This window comes from Pseudomonas sp. PDM02 (assembly GCF_014852285.1).
Classification (GTDB): domain Bacteria; phylum Pseudomonadota; class Gammaproteobacteria; order Pseudomonadales; family Pseudomonadaceae; genus Aquipseudomonas; species Aquipseudomonas migulae.
The window spans coordinates 77254-92588 of sequence record NZ_JACVBL010000011.1 but is presented as its reverse complement, the minus strand read 5'-3'; the positions used below and the strand labels follow the sequence as shown (position 1 = coordinate 92588).

At 60.2% G+C, this 15335-nt stretch carries 17 protein-coding genes; 4 read left to right on the top strand and 13 right to left on the bottom strand.

Annotation, left to right across the window (positions count from 1 at the left end):
- Positions 1-57 precede the first annotated feature (57 nt).
- Together dsbC and xerD are read right to left on the bottom strand one after the other, a co-directional pair.
- Entirely contained in the window at positions 58-789 is a 732-nt protein-coding gene (gene dsbC / locus IB245_RS20065) for a bifunctional protein-disulfide isomerase/oxidoreductase DsbC (RefSeq protein WP_192228458.1), read from the bottom strand.
- A gap of 273 nt (positions 790-1062) precedes the next feature.
- On the bottom strand, positions 1063-1959 hold the full coding sequence (gene xerD, locus IB245_RS20060; RefSeq protein ID WP_008025604.1) for a site-specific tyrosine recombinase XerD: 897 nt from the start codon (positions 1957-1959) through the stop codon (positions 1063-1065).
- A 107-nt stretch (positions 1960-2066) separates the two neighbouring features.
- On the opposite strand from xerD, the gene IB245_RS20055 reads away from it, so the two are divergent.
- Positions 2067-3875 carry a cation:proton antiporter gene (locus IB245_RS20055; protein ID WP_192228457.1) on the top strand — a complete coding sequence of 603 codons (1809 nt, stop codon included), beginning with the start codon at positions 2067-2069 and terminating at the stop codon, positions 3873-3875.
- Between the two features lie 95 nt (positions 3876-3970).
- Here the strand turns inward: IB245_RS20055 and IB245_RS20050 are convergent, their stop codons facing one another.
- From IB245_RS20050 to ffh, 6 genes are all read right to left on the bottom strand, one after another.
- A complete protein-coding gene (locus IB245_RS20050; RefSeq protein WP_008025600.1) occupies positions 3971-4384 on the bottom strand; it encodes an acyl-CoA thioesterase in 414 nt (137 codons plus the stop codon).
- A gap of 91 nt (positions 4385-4475) precedes the next feature.
- Positions 4476-4826 carry a 50S ribosomal protein L19 gene (gene rplS / locus IB245_RS20045; RefSeq protein ID WP_003175895.1) on the bottom strand — a complete coding sequence of 117 codons (351 nt, stop codon included), beginning with the start codon at positions 4824-4826 and terminating at the stop codon, positions 4476-4478.
- Between the two features lie 45 nt (positions 4827-4871).
- The gene (gene trmD, locus IB245_RS20040) at positions 4872-5624 is read right to left on the bottom strand and encodes a tRNA (guanosine(37)-N1)-methyltransferase TrmD (RefSeq protein ID WP_007897583.1); all 753 of its coding nucleotides are present in this window, start codon (positions 5622-5624) and stop codon (positions 4872-4874) included.
- Positions 5625-5626: 2 nt separating this feature from the next.
- Positions 5627-6163, bottom strand: a complete 537-nt coding sequence (gene rimM / locus IB245_RS20035; RefSeq protein WP_008025598.1) for a ribosome maturation factor RimM — start codon at positions 6161-6163, stop codon at positions 5627-5629.
- Between the two features lie 5 nt (positions 6164-6168).
- Positions 6169-6420 carry a 30S ribosomal protein S16 gene (rpsP, locus tag IB245_RS20030; RefSeq protein ID WP_007944872.1) on the bottom strand — a complete coding sequence of 84 codons (252 nt, stop codon included), beginning with the start codon at positions 6418-6420 and terminating at the stop codon, positions 6169-6171.
- A gap of 250 nt (positions 6421-6670) precedes the next feature.
- Positions 6671-8047 (bottom strand): signal recognition particle protein, encoded by a 1377-nt coding sequence (ffh, locus tag IB245_RS20025; protein ID WP_008042378.1) that lies wholly within the window; start codon positions 8045-8047, stop codon positions 6671-6673.
- A 195-nt stretch (positions 8048-8242) separates the two neighbouring features.
- On the opposite strand from ffh, the gene IB245_RS20020 reads away from it, so the two are divergent.
- The 3 genes from IB245_RS20020 to IB245_RS20010 all read left to right on the top strand — a co-directional run bounded on the left by IB245_RS20020 (position 8243) and on the right by IB245_RS20010 (position 11854).
- On the top strand, positions 8243-9055 hold the full coding sequence (locus IB245_RS20020; RefSeq protein WP_032828592.1) for an inner membrane protein YpjD: 813 nt from the start codon (positions 8243-8245) through the stop codon (positions 9053-9055).
- Between the two features lie 12 nt (positions 9056-9067).
- Positions 9068-10300, top strand: a complete 1233-nt coding sequence (locus IB245_RS20015; RefSeq protein WP_192228456.1) for an HlyC/CorC family transporter — start codon at positions 9068-9070, stop codon at positions 10298-10300.
- Positions 10301-10537: 237 nt separating this feature from the next.
- Positions 10538-11854, top strand: a complete 1317-nt coding sequence (locus IB245_RS20010) for an MFS transporter (protein WP_192228455.1) — start codon at positions 10538-10540, stop codon at positions 11852-11854.
- A gap of 113 nt (positions 11855-11967) precedes the next feature.
- Here IB245_RS20010 and purT read toward each other — a convergent pair whose 3' ends face one another.
- The 5 genes from purT to IB245_RS19985 form a co-directional block, all read right to left on the bottom strand.
- On the bottom strand, positions 11968-13149 hold the full coding sequence (gene purT / locus IB245_RS20005; protein ID WP_008042382.1) for a formate-dependent phosphoribosylglycinamide formyltransferase: 1182 nt from the start codon (positions 13147-13149) through the stop codon (positions 11968-11970).
- Between the two features lie 100 nt (positions 13150-13249).
- Complete coding sequence (locus IB245_RS20000; protein WP_192228454.1) at positions 13250-13717, bottom strand: VUT family protein; 468 nt, start codon at positions 13715-13717, stop codon at positions 13250-13252.
- Between the two features lie 171 nt (positions 13718-13888).
- Positions 13889-14104 (bottom strand): DUF1289 domain-containing protein, encoded by a 216-nt coding sequence (locus IB245_RS19995; RefSeq protein WP_192228453.1) that lies wholly within the window; start codon positions 14102-14104, stop codon positions 13889-13891.
- Positions 14101-14625, bottom strand: a complete 525-nt coding sequence (locus IB245_RS19990; protein WP_008025583.1) for a gamma carbonic anhydrase family protein — start codon at positions 14623-14625, stop codon at positions 14101-14103. The genes IB245_RS19995 and IB245_RS19990 overlap by 4 nt, the downstream gene beginning before the upstream one ends.
- 54 nt (positions 14626-14679) lie before the next feature.
- Positions 14680-15279 (bottom strand): CoA pyrophosphatase, encoded by a 600-nt coding sequence (locus IB245_RS19985; protein ID WP_008042385.1) that lies wholly within the window; start codon positions 15277-15279, stop codon positions 14680-14682.
- Positions 15280-15335 lie beyond the last annotated feature (56 nt).

The following is a 15335-nucleotide window of genomic DNA, read 5'->3' as shown; positions in this document are numbered from 1 at the left end:
CCGGCAAATGTTGCCGCCGGACCATGATCGTCAAAGGCTGGCCGTGACGATGCGAATTTACTTCGCGCCCAGCGCCAGTTTGGCGACTTGTGGCGCAGGCTGGTAGCCCGGAATGACCTGACCGTCGGCCAAAACGATGGCCGGTGTGCCGTTCACGCCAATCGACTGACCGAGGGCGAACTGTTTGGAAACCGGGTTATCGCACTTGGCGGCCTTGATTTCCTTGCCGTCGACCATTTTGTCCATGGCCGCTTTCTTGTCTTTCGAGCACCAGACCGCTTGCAGCTGTTCGTCACCCGGCGAGCCCAGGCCCTGGCGCGGGAAAGCGACGTAGCGCACTTCGATGCCGCGCTTGTTCAGCTCAGGCACTTCGGCATGCAGCTTGTGGCAGTACGGGCAGGTGGTGTCGGTAAACACGGTGATGTGCGATTTGGTTTCGCCGATGGCCGGGTAGACCACGGTTTCCGCAACAGGAATGGCGTTGACCAGCTTGGAAATGCCCAGGCGTTCGGCTTTTTCGGTCAGGTTGACCGGCTTGCCGTCCTTGAGCTGAAACATGTAGCCCTGAACCACGTATTGGCCGTCGGCACTGGCGTACAGCACGCGGCTGCCCTGCAGTTTGACTTCATACAGGCCCGGCAGCGGACTGGCGGAAATGCTTTCTACCGGCACTTCGAGCTGGAGGGTTTCCAGGCTTTTACGAATGGCTTTGTCGGCCGCGTCATCGGCGACGGCAAGGGTGCTGACCAACGCAATGGCTGCGGCGGCGAAAATCTGGGTCAGACGCATGAGAACTCCTGAAGGCGGACAAATGGGACGACCAGAACGCCCGTGCCGAAACACCGGGTCATAACCGCCCATCGTACAAACCGACAAAGCCTACCACATAAGGGCTGTGTGGCCGAATGTGGGGTGACAAGACAACACCGCGATCCCTGTAGGAGCGAAGCTTGCTCGCGAAGGAGGTCAACGATAACGCATGCTGTCTGGATGAACGTGTTGTCCGGACCTCTTTCGCGAGCAAGCTTCGCTCCTACAGGGATCGCGCAGCAGGGAATGTGATCATCCGCGCGGGTGGTGTTTGGCATGCAGGTCCTGCAGGCGTGCCCGGGCGACGTGGGTGTAGATCTGAGTGGTCGACAGATCGCTATGGCCGAGCAGCATCTGTACCACTCGCAAATCCGCGCCGTGGTTGAGCAGGTGCGTGGCGAAGGCATGGCGCAAGGTGTGCGGCGACAGCGACTTGCCGATCCCGGCGACCTTGGCCTGATGCTTGATCCGGTGCCAGAAGGTCTGGCGCGTCATCTGCTCGCCACGCTGACTGGGGAACAGCACATCACTGGGACGCCCGCCGAGCAGCTCGCCACGGGCGTCGCGCATGTAACGCTCGACCCAAACAATCGCCTCCTCGCCCATCGGCACCAGCCGCTCCTTGCTGCCCTTGCCCATCACCCGCAGCACGCCCTGGCGCAGGTTGACCTGCTCCAGCGTCAGGCTGATCAGTTCCGTCACCCGCAAACCGCAGGCGTACAGCACTTCGAGCATGGCGCGGTCACGCTGGCCTATCGCTTCACTCAGGTCCGGCGCTTTCAGCAGTGCTTCCACATCGGCTTCCGACAAGGACTTCGGCAACGGCCTACCGAGTTGAGGCATATCGACGCGTAACGTCGGATCGACCGCGATCAACTTTTCCCGCAACAGATAGCGATAAAAGCCACGCACACCCGAGAGAAATCGCGCAGTGGAACGGGGTTTGTAGTTCTGTTCCAGGCGCCAGGCCAGGTGATCGAGGATCAACTCGCGACCGGCGTTGATCAACTCCAGCCCCTTCTCCTGCAGCCAGCCATTGAACAAGGCCAGGTCACTGCGATAGGCATCGCGAGTGTTGTCGGAAAGGCCTTTCTCCAGCCATAACGCGTCGAGGAATTGGTCTATCAGTGGATGATCGATGGCAGGCATGGGCACTCGAAACATGCAGTCTTGAGACTGCGCGCGAAAAAAAGGTGAACAGTAAAAACCACCGCTAGTCTTTCATAGCCCGCTACTTCAAGGAACAGGAAGACTCAATGAACGAGCAACAGATTCTGTTGGCTTTTGGCGGTATTGGTGCGGCGGCACTGGGGTGTCAGTGGCTGGCGTGGCGACTGAAATTGCCGGCGATCCTGTTTCTGTTGCTGAGCGGCATTCTGGTCGGCCCGATCCTGGGCTGGCTCGACCCACAGGAAATGTTCGGCCCATTGCTAATGCCACTGGTGTCGCTGGCGGTGGCGCTGATTCTGTTTGAAGGCAGCCTGACGCTGCACCTGTCGGAATGGCGCGAAATCGGCAGCGTCGTACGCCGGCTGGTGACGATTGGCGCGATCTCGACCTGGGTCGTGATTGCTGTCGCCACGCATTGGCTGTTGGGTTTCGACTGGTTGCTCGCGATACTTTTCGGCAGCCTGACGCTGGTCACCGGGCCCACGGTCATCGTACCGATGCTGCGCGTGGTACGCCCCAAAGCCTCGATTGCCAACATCCTGCGCTGGGAAGGCATCGTCATCGACCCGATCGGCGCCCTCCTCGCCGTGGTGGTCTACAGCTTCATCATCGCCCGTACGTCAGATGACGGCTTGAGCCAAAGCCTGCTGACCTTCGGCGGAGTGATTCTGTGCGGCACCGCATTCGGGATTGCCGGCGGCTGGGTGCTTGGCACGATCATTCGGCGCCAATGGCTGCCGGAATACCTGCACAACCTGGCGGCGCTGGCAGCGGTCTTGGGGATTTTCATTACTGCCAATCAAGTCATGCACGAATCCGGTTTGCTGGCCGTGACCTTGATGGGGATCTGGCTGGCCAACATGAAGGACGTGGATGTGCGGGACATCTTGCACTTCAAGGAGAACCTCAGCGTGCTGCTGATCTCCGGGCTGTTCATTTTGCTGGCGGCGCGACTCGATTTGAACGCCTTGATCGGCCTCGGGCCGCTGGTGCTGATTCTGTTGCTGATCATTCAGTTCATTGCACGACCATTAAACGTGATGCTCTCCACGGCAGGCTCGAGTTTGAGCTGGCGCGAGCGGGCACTGCTGTCATGGATCGCACCTCGCGGAATCGTGGCGGCGGCGGTTTCGGCGATTTTCGCCGTTCGCCTGAATGAGGCCGGACTCGAAGGCGCGTTGCTGCTGGTGCCTCTGACGTTTGCGGTGATCATCGGCACGGTGGTGCTGCAAAGTGCCACGGCCCGGCCATTGGCGCGCTTGCTGAAAGTCGCCGAACCGGCGCCCAGCGGCTTTCTGATCGTCGGCGCCAACGCCCCGGCACGTACCTTGGGCAAAGCCCTGCAACAAGTGGGCTGTCGAGTGCTGCTGACGGATTCGAGCTGGGAGAATATTCGCGCGGCGCGCATGGACGGTTTGCCGACGTACTTTGGTAACCCGGCGTCGCAGCATGCCGATGCTCATCTGGATCTGGTCGGGCTTGGGCATTTGCTGACATTGTCGCCGTCCGGCGAATTGAATGCGTTGGCGTCGATGCGTTTTCGACACGATTTCGGCCATCAGCGACTTTTTGGTCTCGCCAGTGGCCAGGAAAGCCACCGCACTGACAAGCACCGCGCCAGCCATGAACATCGCGGGCGTTTGCTGGGCAATGAGGAACTGACCTACAACAAACTGGCTAATCTGCTGCACCAGGGTGCCGAGCTGTACAGCACAACTCTGACGGAGGGTTTTGGCTGGGAGGATTACCGGGCGCTGCATGGGGAACGTGCGACATTGCTGTTCGCTCGCGATGACAGCGGATGGGTGCATGTGGCGACGCCGGACAGTCCGTTGAAGCCTTCGGCGGGGTGGACGTTGTTGGCGTTGATTCAACCGCAGGCCAGCGGCGCTTGATAGATCGATTCGCGGGCAAGCCTCGCTCCTACAGGTATGTAAGGAACCCTTGTAGGAGCGAGGCTTGCCCGCGAAGGCCGCACCTCGGTCCCGCGTCAGGCGGCAAACCCAGGCAACACCGGCACCGGCCGCTTGTCTTCATCAATCGCCACAAAGCTGAACTGCCCATGAATCGCCTTCTCGCGACCATCACAGCTCATGCTTTCGACAAACACTTCAACCTCAACCTTGAGGCTGGTGTTGCCGACCTTGATCACCCGCCCGACCAGTTCAACGATGGAGCCGGCAGGGATTGCATGATTGAAGTCGATGCGGTCCGTGGAAACGGTCACCAGCGGTAGCCGGCAAAAGCGGGTGGCGGTGATGAATGACACTTCATCCATCCAGGCCAGCGCAGTGCCGCCGAACAGGGTGTTGTGGTGGTTGGTGGTCGACGGGAAAACCGCCTTGGTCACGCGGCTCACCGAGAGTTCGGTGCGGCGTTCGATTTCTTGCTCACGAGCGGTCATGGGTCTACAGCCTGAAACGAAATTCCGGGTTAAATGGCGGGCAACAAAAAAGCAGCCCGTAGGCTGCTTTTTTCTGCATCGGAAGCTGGACTTAAGCCAGTTTTTCCTTGATGCGAGCTGCTTTACCGGACAGGTCACGCAGGTAGTACAGCTTGGCTTTACGTACGTCACCGCGACGTTTAACGGCCATGCTGTCGATTTGCGGGCTGTAGGTCTGGAAAGTACGCTCTACGCCAACACCGTTGGAGATTTTACGAACGGTGAAAGCACTGTTTACGCCGCGGTTACGCTTGGCGATAACAACACCTTCGAACGCTTGCAGACGCGAACGGTCGCCTTCCTTCACTTTCACCTGAACGACAATGGTGTCGCCCGGGGCAAAGGTAGGGATCTCTTTGGTCATCTGCTCTGCTTCGAGTGCAAGGATGATTTTGTTAGTCATGCTGTGCTCCTAAGGTAAATCAACGGACTTACCATCGATACGTTGTTAACTATCGTCCCGCTCGCGGATGTATTCCTCGAGCAGCTTCTTCTCTTCTCCAGAAAGCGAGCGGCTTTCCAGAAGATCGGCGCGTCGTTCAAAGGTCCTACCAAGGGACTGCTGTAAACGCCAACGCCGGATGTGCGCGTGATTGCCACTTAGCAATACGTCGGGAACACGCTGATCCGCATACACCTCCGGTCGGGTGTAGTGCGGGCAATCCAGCAAACCATCCGTAAAGGAATCTTCCTCGGCGGAGTCCGCATGCCCTAAAGCTCCAGGCAGCAGTCGTGTAACCGCATCGATCAGGACCATCGCCGGCAGCTCGCCGCCAGACAGTACATAGTCGCCAATCGACCACTCTTCATCGACATGAGCATCAATAAAACGCTCGTCAATGCCTTCATAGCGGCCGGCAATCAGGATCAATGCATCCAGATTCGCCAACTCGCGTACCGCCGACTGAGTCAGTTGACGGCCTTGGGGGGACAGGTAAATCACCTTCGCCGCCTCCCCGGCTGCTGCCTTGGCCTGAACCAGAGCATCTTCCAGGGGCTTGATCTTCATCACCATGCCCGGGCCACCGCCAAATGGGCGATCGTCCACAGTGTGATGTCGATCCGTCGTGTAGTCTCGCGGATTCCAACAGGTGAGCTGCAAGAGCCCCTGTTTCACCGCCCGACTGGTGATGCCGTACTCGCTGATGGCGGAGAACATCTCGGGAAACAAACTGATCACTTCTACGCGCAAGTTAGCCACGCTTAGAAGTCCGCGTCCCAATCCACCTTCATCTCGCCTGCGGCAAGGTCGACAGCCAACACGCATTGCTCCGTATAGGGCAACAGGCGTTCGCGATCATCCAGGCTGCCAGCGCAAGGCTTGACCACCATTACATCATTGGCGCCGGTTTCCAGAAGATGATCGATTTTCCCGAGCAATTGCCCAAGGTGATCAATAACCTTCAGACCTTCCAGCTGGTACCAGTAGTACTCGCCGTCGGTCAATTCAGGGAACAGGTTGCGCGGCACGCAGATCTCATAACCGGCCAGAAGACGAGCTTCTTCACGATCATCAAGACCCTTGAGCTTTGCGACCAGGAACTTGTCGCTCCCGCGTCCGCTGACCAGCTCGACCTGTTTCACATTGCCTTCGCGCTTGAGCGTCCAGGTTTTGTACTGCAACAGGTTTTCAGTCGGATCAGTAAAGGAATACACCTTCACTTCGCCGCGAACGCCATGAACAGAATAAATCTTGCCGATAACGATCAAATCATCAGCAATGGCTGGCGTCGCGTTCATATTGCTCAGGCCGCAGCCTTAGCAGCGTCCTTCAACAACTGAGCAACACGCTCAGAAGGTTGTGCACCAACGCTCAGCCAGTAGGCTACGCGCTCTTGGTTCACGGACAGACGGACTTCTTGACCACGAGCAACAGGGTTGAAGAAACCAACCTGTTCCTTGTGCGAACCGTCGCGCGGGTTGCGGCTGTCGGTTACGGTCAAGTGGTAAAACGGGCGCTTTTTGGAGCCGCCAAGGGCAAGACGGATTGTTAGCATGTGAACATCGTTCCTGTAGTCGGTGCTGCAAATCTAAAGGCACAGCGGGCATAGGTGCCCGAAAGGCCGCATATTCTAAGGAATATCCGGACTTTTGCAAATGTCTTTTTCCGGCGGCCTATCGGACGCCATCCAGATTTGCTATAGAGCCGTCGTTGAAAACGGCCAGTCAGCTCCCGCCAAGTGCGGGTTTGCTGTGTATCCCACGTCCGTGTGGGTTAGCGCCGACATGAATGCCGGCGCGAATTCTTTACATTTTCGGCATGCCGCCGCCGGGCAACATACCGCCCATGCCGCGCATCATTTTGGCCATTCCGCCTTTCGCGGAGAATTTCTTCATCATCTTCTGCATCTGCTTGTGCTGCTTGATCAAGCGACCGATGTCCTGCACCTGGGTGCCGGAACCCATGGCGATCCGGCGTTTGCGCGAACCGCTGATCAGCTCAGGGTCGCGGCGCTCGGCCGGGGTCATGGAATTGATGATGGCTTCCATCTGCTTGAATTGCTTCTCAGCCGCGCCCTGGGCATTGCCCATTTGCGCCAGGTTCACACCGCCGATGTTCGGCAGTTTGTCCATGAGGCCACCGAGGCCGCCCATGTTCTTCATCTGTTGAAGCTGATCGCGGAAGTCTTCGAGGTCGAAGCCCTTGCCCTTCTTCAGCTTTTTGGCCAGCTTGTCGGCCTTGTCTTTGTCGAGCGTCGCTTCAGCCTGTTCGATCAGGCTGAGCACGTCGCCCATGCCGAGGATCCGCGAAGCGATACGCTCCGGGTGGAACGGCTCAAGGGCTTCGGTCTTCTCGCCCATACCGATGAACTTGATCGGCTTGCCGGTGATGGCACGAACGGACAGTGCGGCACCGCCACGGGCGTCGCCGTCGACCTTGGTCAGGATCACACCGGTCAGCGGCAGTGCATCGCCAAAGGCCTTGGCCGTGTTGGCGGCATCCTGGCCGGTCATGGCGTCGACCACGAACAGCGTTTCGACCGGGTTGATCGCGGCGTGCAACGCCTTGATCTCGCCCATCATCTCTTCGTCGATGTGCAGACGACCGGCGGTATCGACGATGACCACGTCGATGAATTTCAGTTTTGCTTCTTTAATAGCCGCTTGCGCGATGTCGACCGGCTTCTGGCTCAGGTCGGACGGGAAGAACGTCACGCCGATGTCGTTGGCCAGGGTTTCCAGCTGCTTGATCGCCGCAGGACGGTAAACGTCCGCGGACACGACCATTACCGACTTCTTCTTGCGCTCTTTAAGGAAGCGCGCAAGTTTACCGGCGGTGGTGGTTTTACCGGCACCCTGCAAACCGGCCATCAATACGACGGCGGGCGGAACGGCGCTCAGGTTCAGGTCTTCGTTGGCCGCACCCATCAGGCTTTCGAGTTCGGCCTGGACGATCTTCACGAAGGCCTGGCCCGGCGTCAGGCTACGCGACACCTCGGTGCCGACGGCGCGTTCCTTGACCGAATTGACGAAATCCTTCACCACCGGCAAGGCGACGTCGGCTTCGAGCAACGCCATGCGCACTTCGCGCAGGGTGTCTTTGATGTTGTCCTCGGTCAGTTTGGCCTTGCCGGTGACATGGCGCAGCGTCTGCGAGAGACGGTCGGTTAAGTTTTCAAACATTGCGCGATCCTTTCAGGCCCTGTGTAGACCGGGATAATGGCGGCCCAGACCGGAATCAACATGTGCTCGGCGAGCCTGCGGCGTGGGCAGGTCGCGGATTATAGCGAAGACTGCGACTGGCGGACACCTCGCACTTTCGTGGTGTGTGGGTTCTATGCCAAACTCAGCGCCTTTCGGGCTTGCCTAACAGGATTTATGCTCCCCTTGTCACCCAGTTTGCTTACCACCCTCGCCGCCGCCTGCTTATATGCCGCTGCGACCATTTATCAGGGCTCTCGCCTGGCCACCGGCGCCAAGGCGAACAAACGCCTGCTGGTCACGCTCGGCGTGCTCGCCGTGCTGGCTCACAGCGCCAGCCTGTTCACCCATCTGCTGACACCGATTGGCCTGGGCCTGGACTTTTTCAGCGCCGCCAGCCTGATCGCCGCGGCGGTCATTGCCCTGACGCTGCTGGCCTGCTCGCGGATCCCGGTGGAAAACCTGCTGATATTGTTGTTGCCGCTGGGCGCCGCCACCGTGCTGCTGGCACAGTTCGCCCCGGCCGGCACGGTGCAGATCATCGACGAAGAGCCGGGCATCCTCGCGCATATCCTGTTGTCGATCCTGGCCTACGGCATGTTCACCATCGCGGTGTTCCAGGCCTTGCTGCTGCTGGTTCAGGACCATCAGCTCAAGCACAAGCACCCGTCCGGACTGATCAAGAACTTCCCGCCGCTGCAAACCATGGAAAGCCTGCTGTTCAGTTTCCTGTGGGCCGGCTGGACCTTGCTGTCACTGTCGCTGATCTCTGGCTGGCTGTTCGTCGACAATCTGTTCGCCCAGCACCTGGTGCACAAAACCTTGCTGGCGTGCCTGGCCTGGATCGTCTTCAGCGTGCTGCTCTGGGGCCGCAACCGCCTCGGCTGGCGCGGACACAAGGCCATTCGCTGGACCCTAGCCGGTTTCTGCCTGTTGATGCTCGCGTATTTCGGCAGCAAGCTGGTCCGTGAATACATCCTGCACATCTGACGGGCGGCATAAATGGACGACTTGCCCATAGGGCCGATGCTCGCCGTAGTGGCCCTGCTGATTTTATGGTCGGGGCTGTTCACCGCCATTGAAGCGGCACACCAGCACTTGCTGGCCCAGCGCACCGCCTCGCGTGCAAGCGACAAACCGGTGGCAAAGCTGAGTTTTCCGCTCAACAGCCTGATTCTCTGCAACACCCTGTGCCGCGCGCTGGTAGTGGTCATCAGCACCTTGCTGGCGATTTTCACCTGGGCTGAAAACGGTCCATGGGCCGCGTGCCTGGGGGCCGGCGCGATTCTGCTGGTGTTTGCCGACTACCTGCCGCGCACCCTCGCCGCCCGCTATCCCGACGCGGTCCTGGCGCTGGGCAACACCCTGCTCCGCGCGCCGCTGAAAATCATCTACCCGGCCGCCTGGCTGCTCAATGGCATCAGCCAGTTGCTGATGCGGCCGTTTGCCCGCAAGGCCAAAGTGGTGCAGCAGAGCGAGGACGAGACGCCGAAGGATCGTCACGACGACCAACAACCGGTTTGCCGTCCGCACGCGGTGTCCGGCATCCACGCGCTGGACAACATCACGGTCAACGACATTCTGGTGCCGCGCAGCGATGTCGACGGGATCAACCTCGACGACTCCATCGAAGAAATCCTCGAACAGCTTCGGGCCAACCGGCGCACGCGCCTGCCGGTGTTCCACAGTGACATCAACCAGGTCGAGGCGGTGCTCAACACCCGGCAGATTCGCCATCTGCTGCCCGACGGAAACCTCACTCGCGAAGCGCTGCTGGCCGCGTGTCACGACCCGTATTTCGTACCGGAAAGCACACCGTTGCAGCTGCAACTGCTGAACTTCCACAAACAGCAGCGGCGCCTGGGCATGGTGGTCGACGAGTATGGCGAAGTGCTCGGCATCGTCACGCTGGAAGACATACTCGAAGAAATCGTCGGCGAATTCGAAAGTCAGCACAGCCTGGACAACCCGCACATCCATCCGCAGGCTGATGGACGCCTGGTGATCGACGGTGCGGCGTCGATTCGCGACCTGAACAAAAGCCTCGGCTGGCATTTGCCCAGCGATGGCCCGAAAACCCTTAACGGGCTGGTGACCGAAGCGCTGGAGACCATTCCGGACAGTGCGGTGTGCCTGAAGATCGGGCGTTATCGGCTGGAGATTCTGGAGACCGAAGACAACCGCGTGACCCGCGTGTTGATCTGGCACACGGCTGCGACACCCACAACTGTCTGACACAACTCATTCTTTGTAGGAGCCAGGCTTGCCGGCGAAGACGCTCTCAAGTACGCCTTCGCCGGCAAGCCTGGCTCCTACAGTACTGTGTCGTCAGACCGTGGCATAATCGAGCCCGCTTACCCAAGCCCCGCCCCACCCCCGTGCTACCCGCACCCCCGCATCAAACCCACATCCCTGGGTGTTCGACCATAATAATTCGCTCCACTGGGGCACATGACTGTCAGGGATTACCGCATGACTACCAGCACGACCTATACCGAAACCACGCCTGCGCAACCGACGAACTCCGCCACCCGCGTGGCGACCGCGAGTTTCATCGGCACCGCCATCGAGTTCTACGACTTCTACGTGTACGCCACTGCCGCCGCGCTGGTGATCGGTCCGGTGTTTTTTCCGCAGACCTCCGGCACGGCCCAGATGCTCTCGGCGTTTCTCACGTTCGGCATCGCGTTCCTCGCCAGGCCACTGGGCTCGGCACTGTTCGGCCACTTCGGTGACCGCATCGGGCGCAAATCGACCCTGGTCGCCTCCTTGCTGCTGATGGGCGTGTGCACCACGCTGATCGGCGTGCTGCCGGGTTACGACAGCATCGGGGCCTGGGCGCCGATCCTGCTCTGCGTGCTGCGCTTCGGCCAGGGTTTGGGCCTGGGTGGCGAATGGGGCGGCGCGGCATTGCTGGCGACGGAAAACGCGCCCAAGGGCAAGCGCGCCTGGTTCGGCATGTTCCCGCAGCTTGGCCCGTCGATTGGCTTTCTCGCGGCCAACGGGCTGTTTTTGACGCTGGCAATGACACTGAACGACGAACAGTTCCGTTCGTGGGGCTGGCGGATCCCGTTCCTGCTCAGCGCCGCACTGGTGATGGTCGGCCTGTACGTGCGCCTCAAGCTGCACGAAACCCCGGTGTTCGCCAATGCCATGGCCCGTCAGGAGCGAGTGAAGATCCCGCTGGTCGAGCTGTTCAGCCAGTATTGGGCGCCGATGCTGCTGGGCGCCGGCTCGATGGTGGTGTGCTACGCACTGTTCTACATCTCGACGGTGTTTTCACTGAGTTATGGCGTGTCGACGCTGGGCTACACCCGCGAAACCTTCCTCGCGCTGCTGTGTTTTGCGGTGCTGTTCATGGCCGCCGCGACACCATTGTCGGCCTGGGCCAGTGACCGTTACGGGCGCAAACCGGTGCTGATCATCGGCGGCGTGCTGGCGATTCTGTCCGGGTTCTTGATGGAGCCGCTGCTGACCCAGGGTTCGACCTGGGGCGTGGCGCTGTTCCTGTGCATCGAGCTGTTTTTGATGGGCGTGACGTTTGCACCAATGGGTGCGCTGCTGCCGGAGCTGTTTCCGACACACGTGCGTTATACCGGCGCGTCAGCGGCCTACAACCTGGGCGGCATTGTCGGAGCCTCGGCGGCGCCGTTCTTTGCGCAGAAGCTGGTGGCGATGGGTGGTTTGAGTTATGTCGGCGGGTATGTGTCGGGGGCGGCGGTGCTGAGTTTGATTGCAGTGCTGTGCCTGAAAGAGACGCGTCACAACGATTTGAATCGGGTGGCCTGATAGAAAAAGCTTCGCGGGCAAGCCTCGCTCCTACAGGTCCGCGTCGAACGACAATGGTTCGCTCGACAAATAACCTGTAGGAGCGAGGCTTGCCCGCGAAGGCCGCGCCTCGGTTACAGCTCGACTACGACCGCCTGAGAAGCGCGGGTCGCTTTAGCCCGGGCAGCCTCGATCGACTCATCCCGCGCCAGCGCCACACCCATCCGGCGCTGACCATTCACTTCAGGCTTGCCGAACAGACGCAACGCCGTGTCTGGCTCGCTCAATGCCGCGCCGAGATTGGCGAAAGCCGTCTGGGTCGACTGCCCTTCCACCAGAATTACCGCCGAAGCCGAAGGCGCGAACTGACGGATCAACGGAATCGGCAGCCCCAGAATGGCCCGTGCGTGCAGTGCGAACTGCGACAGGTCCTGAGAAATCAGGGTCACCAGGCCGGTGTCGTGCGGGCGCGGCGAGACTTCGCTGAACCACACCTGATCGCCTTTGATGAACAGTTCGACGCCAAACAGACCACGACCGCCCAAGGCTTCGGTGACTGCTTTGGCCACACGCTCGGATTCCGCCAGGGCAACCGGGCTCATGGCTTGTGGCTGCCAGGACTCCTGATAGTCGCCCTTCTCCTGACGGTGACCGACCGGCGCGCAGAACGTGGTGCCGCCGACGTGACGCACGGTCAGCAAGGTGATTTCGTAATCGAAGTCGATGAAGCCCTCGACGATCACCCGACCTTTACCGGCACGGCCGCCTTCTTGCGCGTAATCCCACGCGGTTTTCACGTCATCGACGCTGCGCAGCAGGCTCTGGCCCTTGCCCGACGAACTCATCACCGGCTTGACCACGCACGGGAAGCCCAGGTCCTGAACGGCTTTGCTGTAATCCTCGAAGGTGTCGGCAAAGTGGTACGGCGAGGTCGGCAGGTCCAGCTCTTCAGCGGCCAGGCGACGGATGCCTTCACGGTTCATGGTCAGTTGCGCAGCGCGTGCAGTCGGGATCACGGTGAAGCCTTCGGCTTCCAGTTCAACCAGGGTCGCGGTGGCGATGGCTTCGATTTCCGGCACGATGAAGTGCGGCTTCTCGGCTTCGATCACGGCACGCAGGGCAGCGCCGTCGAGCATGTTGATCACATGGCTGCGGTGAGCGACTTGCATGGCCGGCGCGTTGGCGTAACGGTCAACGGCAATCACTTCAACGCCCAGGCGTTGCAGCTCGATCACCACTTCCTTGCCCAACTCACCACAGCCACACATCAATACGCGGGTCGCGGTTGGCGACAATGGAGTTCCGATACGGGTCATCTCAGGTCCTCAAAGGAGCGGATCATCGAGGGTCGCTGTGCCTGGCACGCTTCCCATGGGGAGAAAGCGCGGCATTTTACATGAACCTGAGGGTTTGGCTTCAGCCGGCGATGGCCAGTTTGCGCAAGCGCCACGCCATGATCAGCCACACGGCGGTCACGCCGGCGAACTTCGAGCCCATGGCGGTGAGGATCACGGCCGGGGTGAACGCGTCGATCATGCCGAAGAAGATGAAGGTATCGAGGGGAATGCTCAGGGCCGAACTTATCCACAGGCGGTCATGCAGTGGGCGTTTGGTGATGCTGAACACCAGCCAGTCGATGCATTCGGAGACCGCGAACGCGGTGGCGCTGGCCAGGGCGATGGACGGATCGGAGGTGACATAGGACAGCACCAGCGCTGCCAGCATTGCCGCGATTGCACCGTGGCCGAAGCGGGTTTGCACCATGTCGCGCAGGACGAAGACCAAACCGCCCCAAGCGGACCAGATGATGTCCAGGTGCGGCGCGGTGGAAAAGGCGTAGTTGATCAGCACGACGCTGCTGATGTAGGCGATCAGGAAGAGCATGGGGCGCGAGAGTACCTGTCAATTTGGCGCACAGAGTACTGCAGAGAAGGTTGTGGTGTCAGCGCTGATGCCTTCGCGGGCAAGCCTCGCTCCTACGGATCTGCGTCGAACACGTAATTGTGGTTCAACCCTCACCCTGTAGGAGCGAGGCTTGCCCGCGAAGGGCGCACCTCAATTATCCGATTTAGCTCCGAACATCCAGATCAACCCGCTGGATTTCGCCCGCTCATGGCACAACCCCAACACCTTGCGCCGCTCTTCGTTGTCCATCCGGCTCCAGCCCGTGATTTCCGCCACGGTGCGCTGGCACCCGGTGCAGATGTCATCGTCGTCCAGCGCACAGATATTCACGCAGGGCGATAGCACCGGACGTTCGGGCGTGTTCATTCTTCCTGCTCTGCCAGATCGCGGGCATAACGCTGGGAGTTATGCACATAGTGCGCAGCGCTGGCCTCGAGCATTTTTTTCTGCGGCTCGGTCAGTTCGCGCACGACCTTGCCGGGCGAGCCCATGACCAGCGAACCGTCCGGAATCTCCTTGCCTTCGCCGATCAGCGAGTTGGCGCCGATGATGCAGTTCTTGCCGATTTTTGCGCCGTTGAGGATCACTGCATTAATACCGATCAGGCTGTAGTCACCGACGGTGCAGCCGTGGAGCATGGCGTTGTGGCCGATGGTCACGCCAGTGCCGATGGTCAGCGGGTAGCCCATGTCGGTGTGCATCACGGTGCCGTCCTGGACGTTGCTGTTCTTGCCGATCAGGATCAGTTCGTTATCGCCACGCAGCACGGCGTTGAACCAGACGTTGGCGCCCTCTTCCAGTTTGACCTTGCCCACCAGCACGGCGTTGGGGGCAACCCAGCTTTGCGGATGGGTGTCGACGCGGGCGTCGCCCAGGCGGTATTTCATCGTGTTGTCCTCAGGCTCAGGCAGCCGCGGCTTCACGCCATACGAGCGATGGCTTCAGGTGTTGATAAAACTCTTGGGCGGCTGGTGCAGGCTGATTTTGGCGTCATAGAGCAAGTTGATCAACTCGACGATCATGATCGCGGTCAAACCCCAGATCTTGTATTCGCCATAACGATAACTCGGCACGTACCAGCTGCGGCCCTGGTAATCGATGCGATGGGTATGTTCACGCGGGTCCTTGCGGAAGAATTCCAGGGGAACGCTGAACACCGCAGCGATCTCGGCGTCGTTGGCCAGGTACTCGACAAAATCCGGGATCACGCCGACATAAGGCGTGACCTTGATGCCGTGCAGGGAAATCAGCGGGCTCAACGGCCCGATCACTTCGACCAGCCCCGGCGGCAGGCCGATTTCTTCTTCGGCCTCGCGTAGCGCGGTGAAAATCAGGTCCGGGTCTTCCGGGTCGCGGCGTCCGCCGGGGAAGGCCACTTCGCCGCCATGGGTCGAGAGCCCGCTGGCGCGCAGGGTCAGAACCAGTTCCGGTTCATCACTGCGAGTGATGGGCACCAGAACCGCGGCCTCCGGGAAACGCTTGTCGGTTTCCAGTGTGCGTGGGGTGTGGTTGCTTACTCGATGCAGTAGCTCGTCCAGCATGAGTCTTCTCGATTTATTCGCTACTTCGCATCATGCACCAATCACACCGACCGCCC

Bases quoted from the DNA above. Each gene is read 5' to 3' on its own strand.
- dsbC (WP_192228458.1), bottom strand. From the start codon at position 789: ATGCGTCTGACCCAGATTTTCGCCGCCGCAGCCATTGCGTTGGTCAGC.
- xerD (WP_008025604.1), bottom strand. From the start codon at position 1,959: ATGCCTGCCATCGATCATCCACTGATAGACCAATTCCTCGACGCGTTA.
- IB245_RS20055 (WP_192228457.1), top strand. From the start codon at position 2,067: ATGAACGAGCAACAGATTCTGTTGGCTTTTGGCGGTATTGGTGCGGCG.
- IB245_RS20050 (WP_008025600.1), bottom strand. From the start codon at position 4,384: ATGACCGCTCGTGAGCAAGAAATCGAACGCCGCACCGAACTCTCGGTG.
- rplS (WP_003175895.1), bottom strand. From the start codon at position 4,826: ATGACTAACAAAATCATCCTTGCACTCGAAGCAGAGCAGATGACCAAA.
- rimM (WP_008025598.1), bottom strand. From the start codon at position 6,163: ATGAACGCGACGCCAGCCATTGCTGATGATTTGATCGTTATCGGCAAG.
- rpsP (WP_007944872.1), bottom strand. From the start codon at position 6,420: ATGCTAACAATCCGTCTTGCCCTTGGCGGCTCCAAAAAGCGCCCGTTT.
- ffh (WP_008042378.1), bottom strand. From the start codon at position 8,047: ATGTTTGAAAACTTAACCGACCGTCTCTCGCAGACGCTGCGCCATGTC.
- IB245_RS20020 (WP_032828592.1), top strand. From the start codon at position 8,243: ATGCTCCCCTTGTCACCCAGTTTGCTTACCACCCTCGCCGCCGCCTGC.
- IB245_RS20015 (WP_192228456.1), top strand. From the start codon at position 9,068: ATGGACGACTTGCCCATAGGGCCGATGCTCGCCGTAGTGGCCCTGCTG.
- IB245_RS20010 (WP_192228455.1), top strand. From the start codon at position 10,538: ATGACTACCAGCACGACCTATACCGAAACCACGCCTGCGCAACCGACG.
- purT (WP_008042382.1), bottom strand. From the start codon at position 13,149: ATGACCCGTATCGGAACTCCATTGTCGCCAACCGCGACCCGCGTATTG.
- IB245_RS20000 (WP_192228454.1), bottom strand. From the start codon at position 13,717: ATGCTCTTCCTGATCGCCTACATCAGCAGCGTCGTGCTGATCAACTAC.
- IB245_RS19995 (WP_192228453.1), bottom strand. From the start codon at position 14,104: ATGAACACGCCCGAACGTCCGGTGCTATCGCCCTGCGTGAATATCTGT.
- IB245_RS19990 (WP_008025583.1), bottom strand. From the start codon at position 14,625: ATGAAATACCGCCTGGGCGACGCCCGCGTCGACACCCATCCGCAAAGC.
- IB245_RS19985 (WP_008042385.1), bottom strand. From the start codon at position 15,279: ATGCTGGACGAGCTACTGCATCGAGTAAGCAACCACACCCCACGCACA.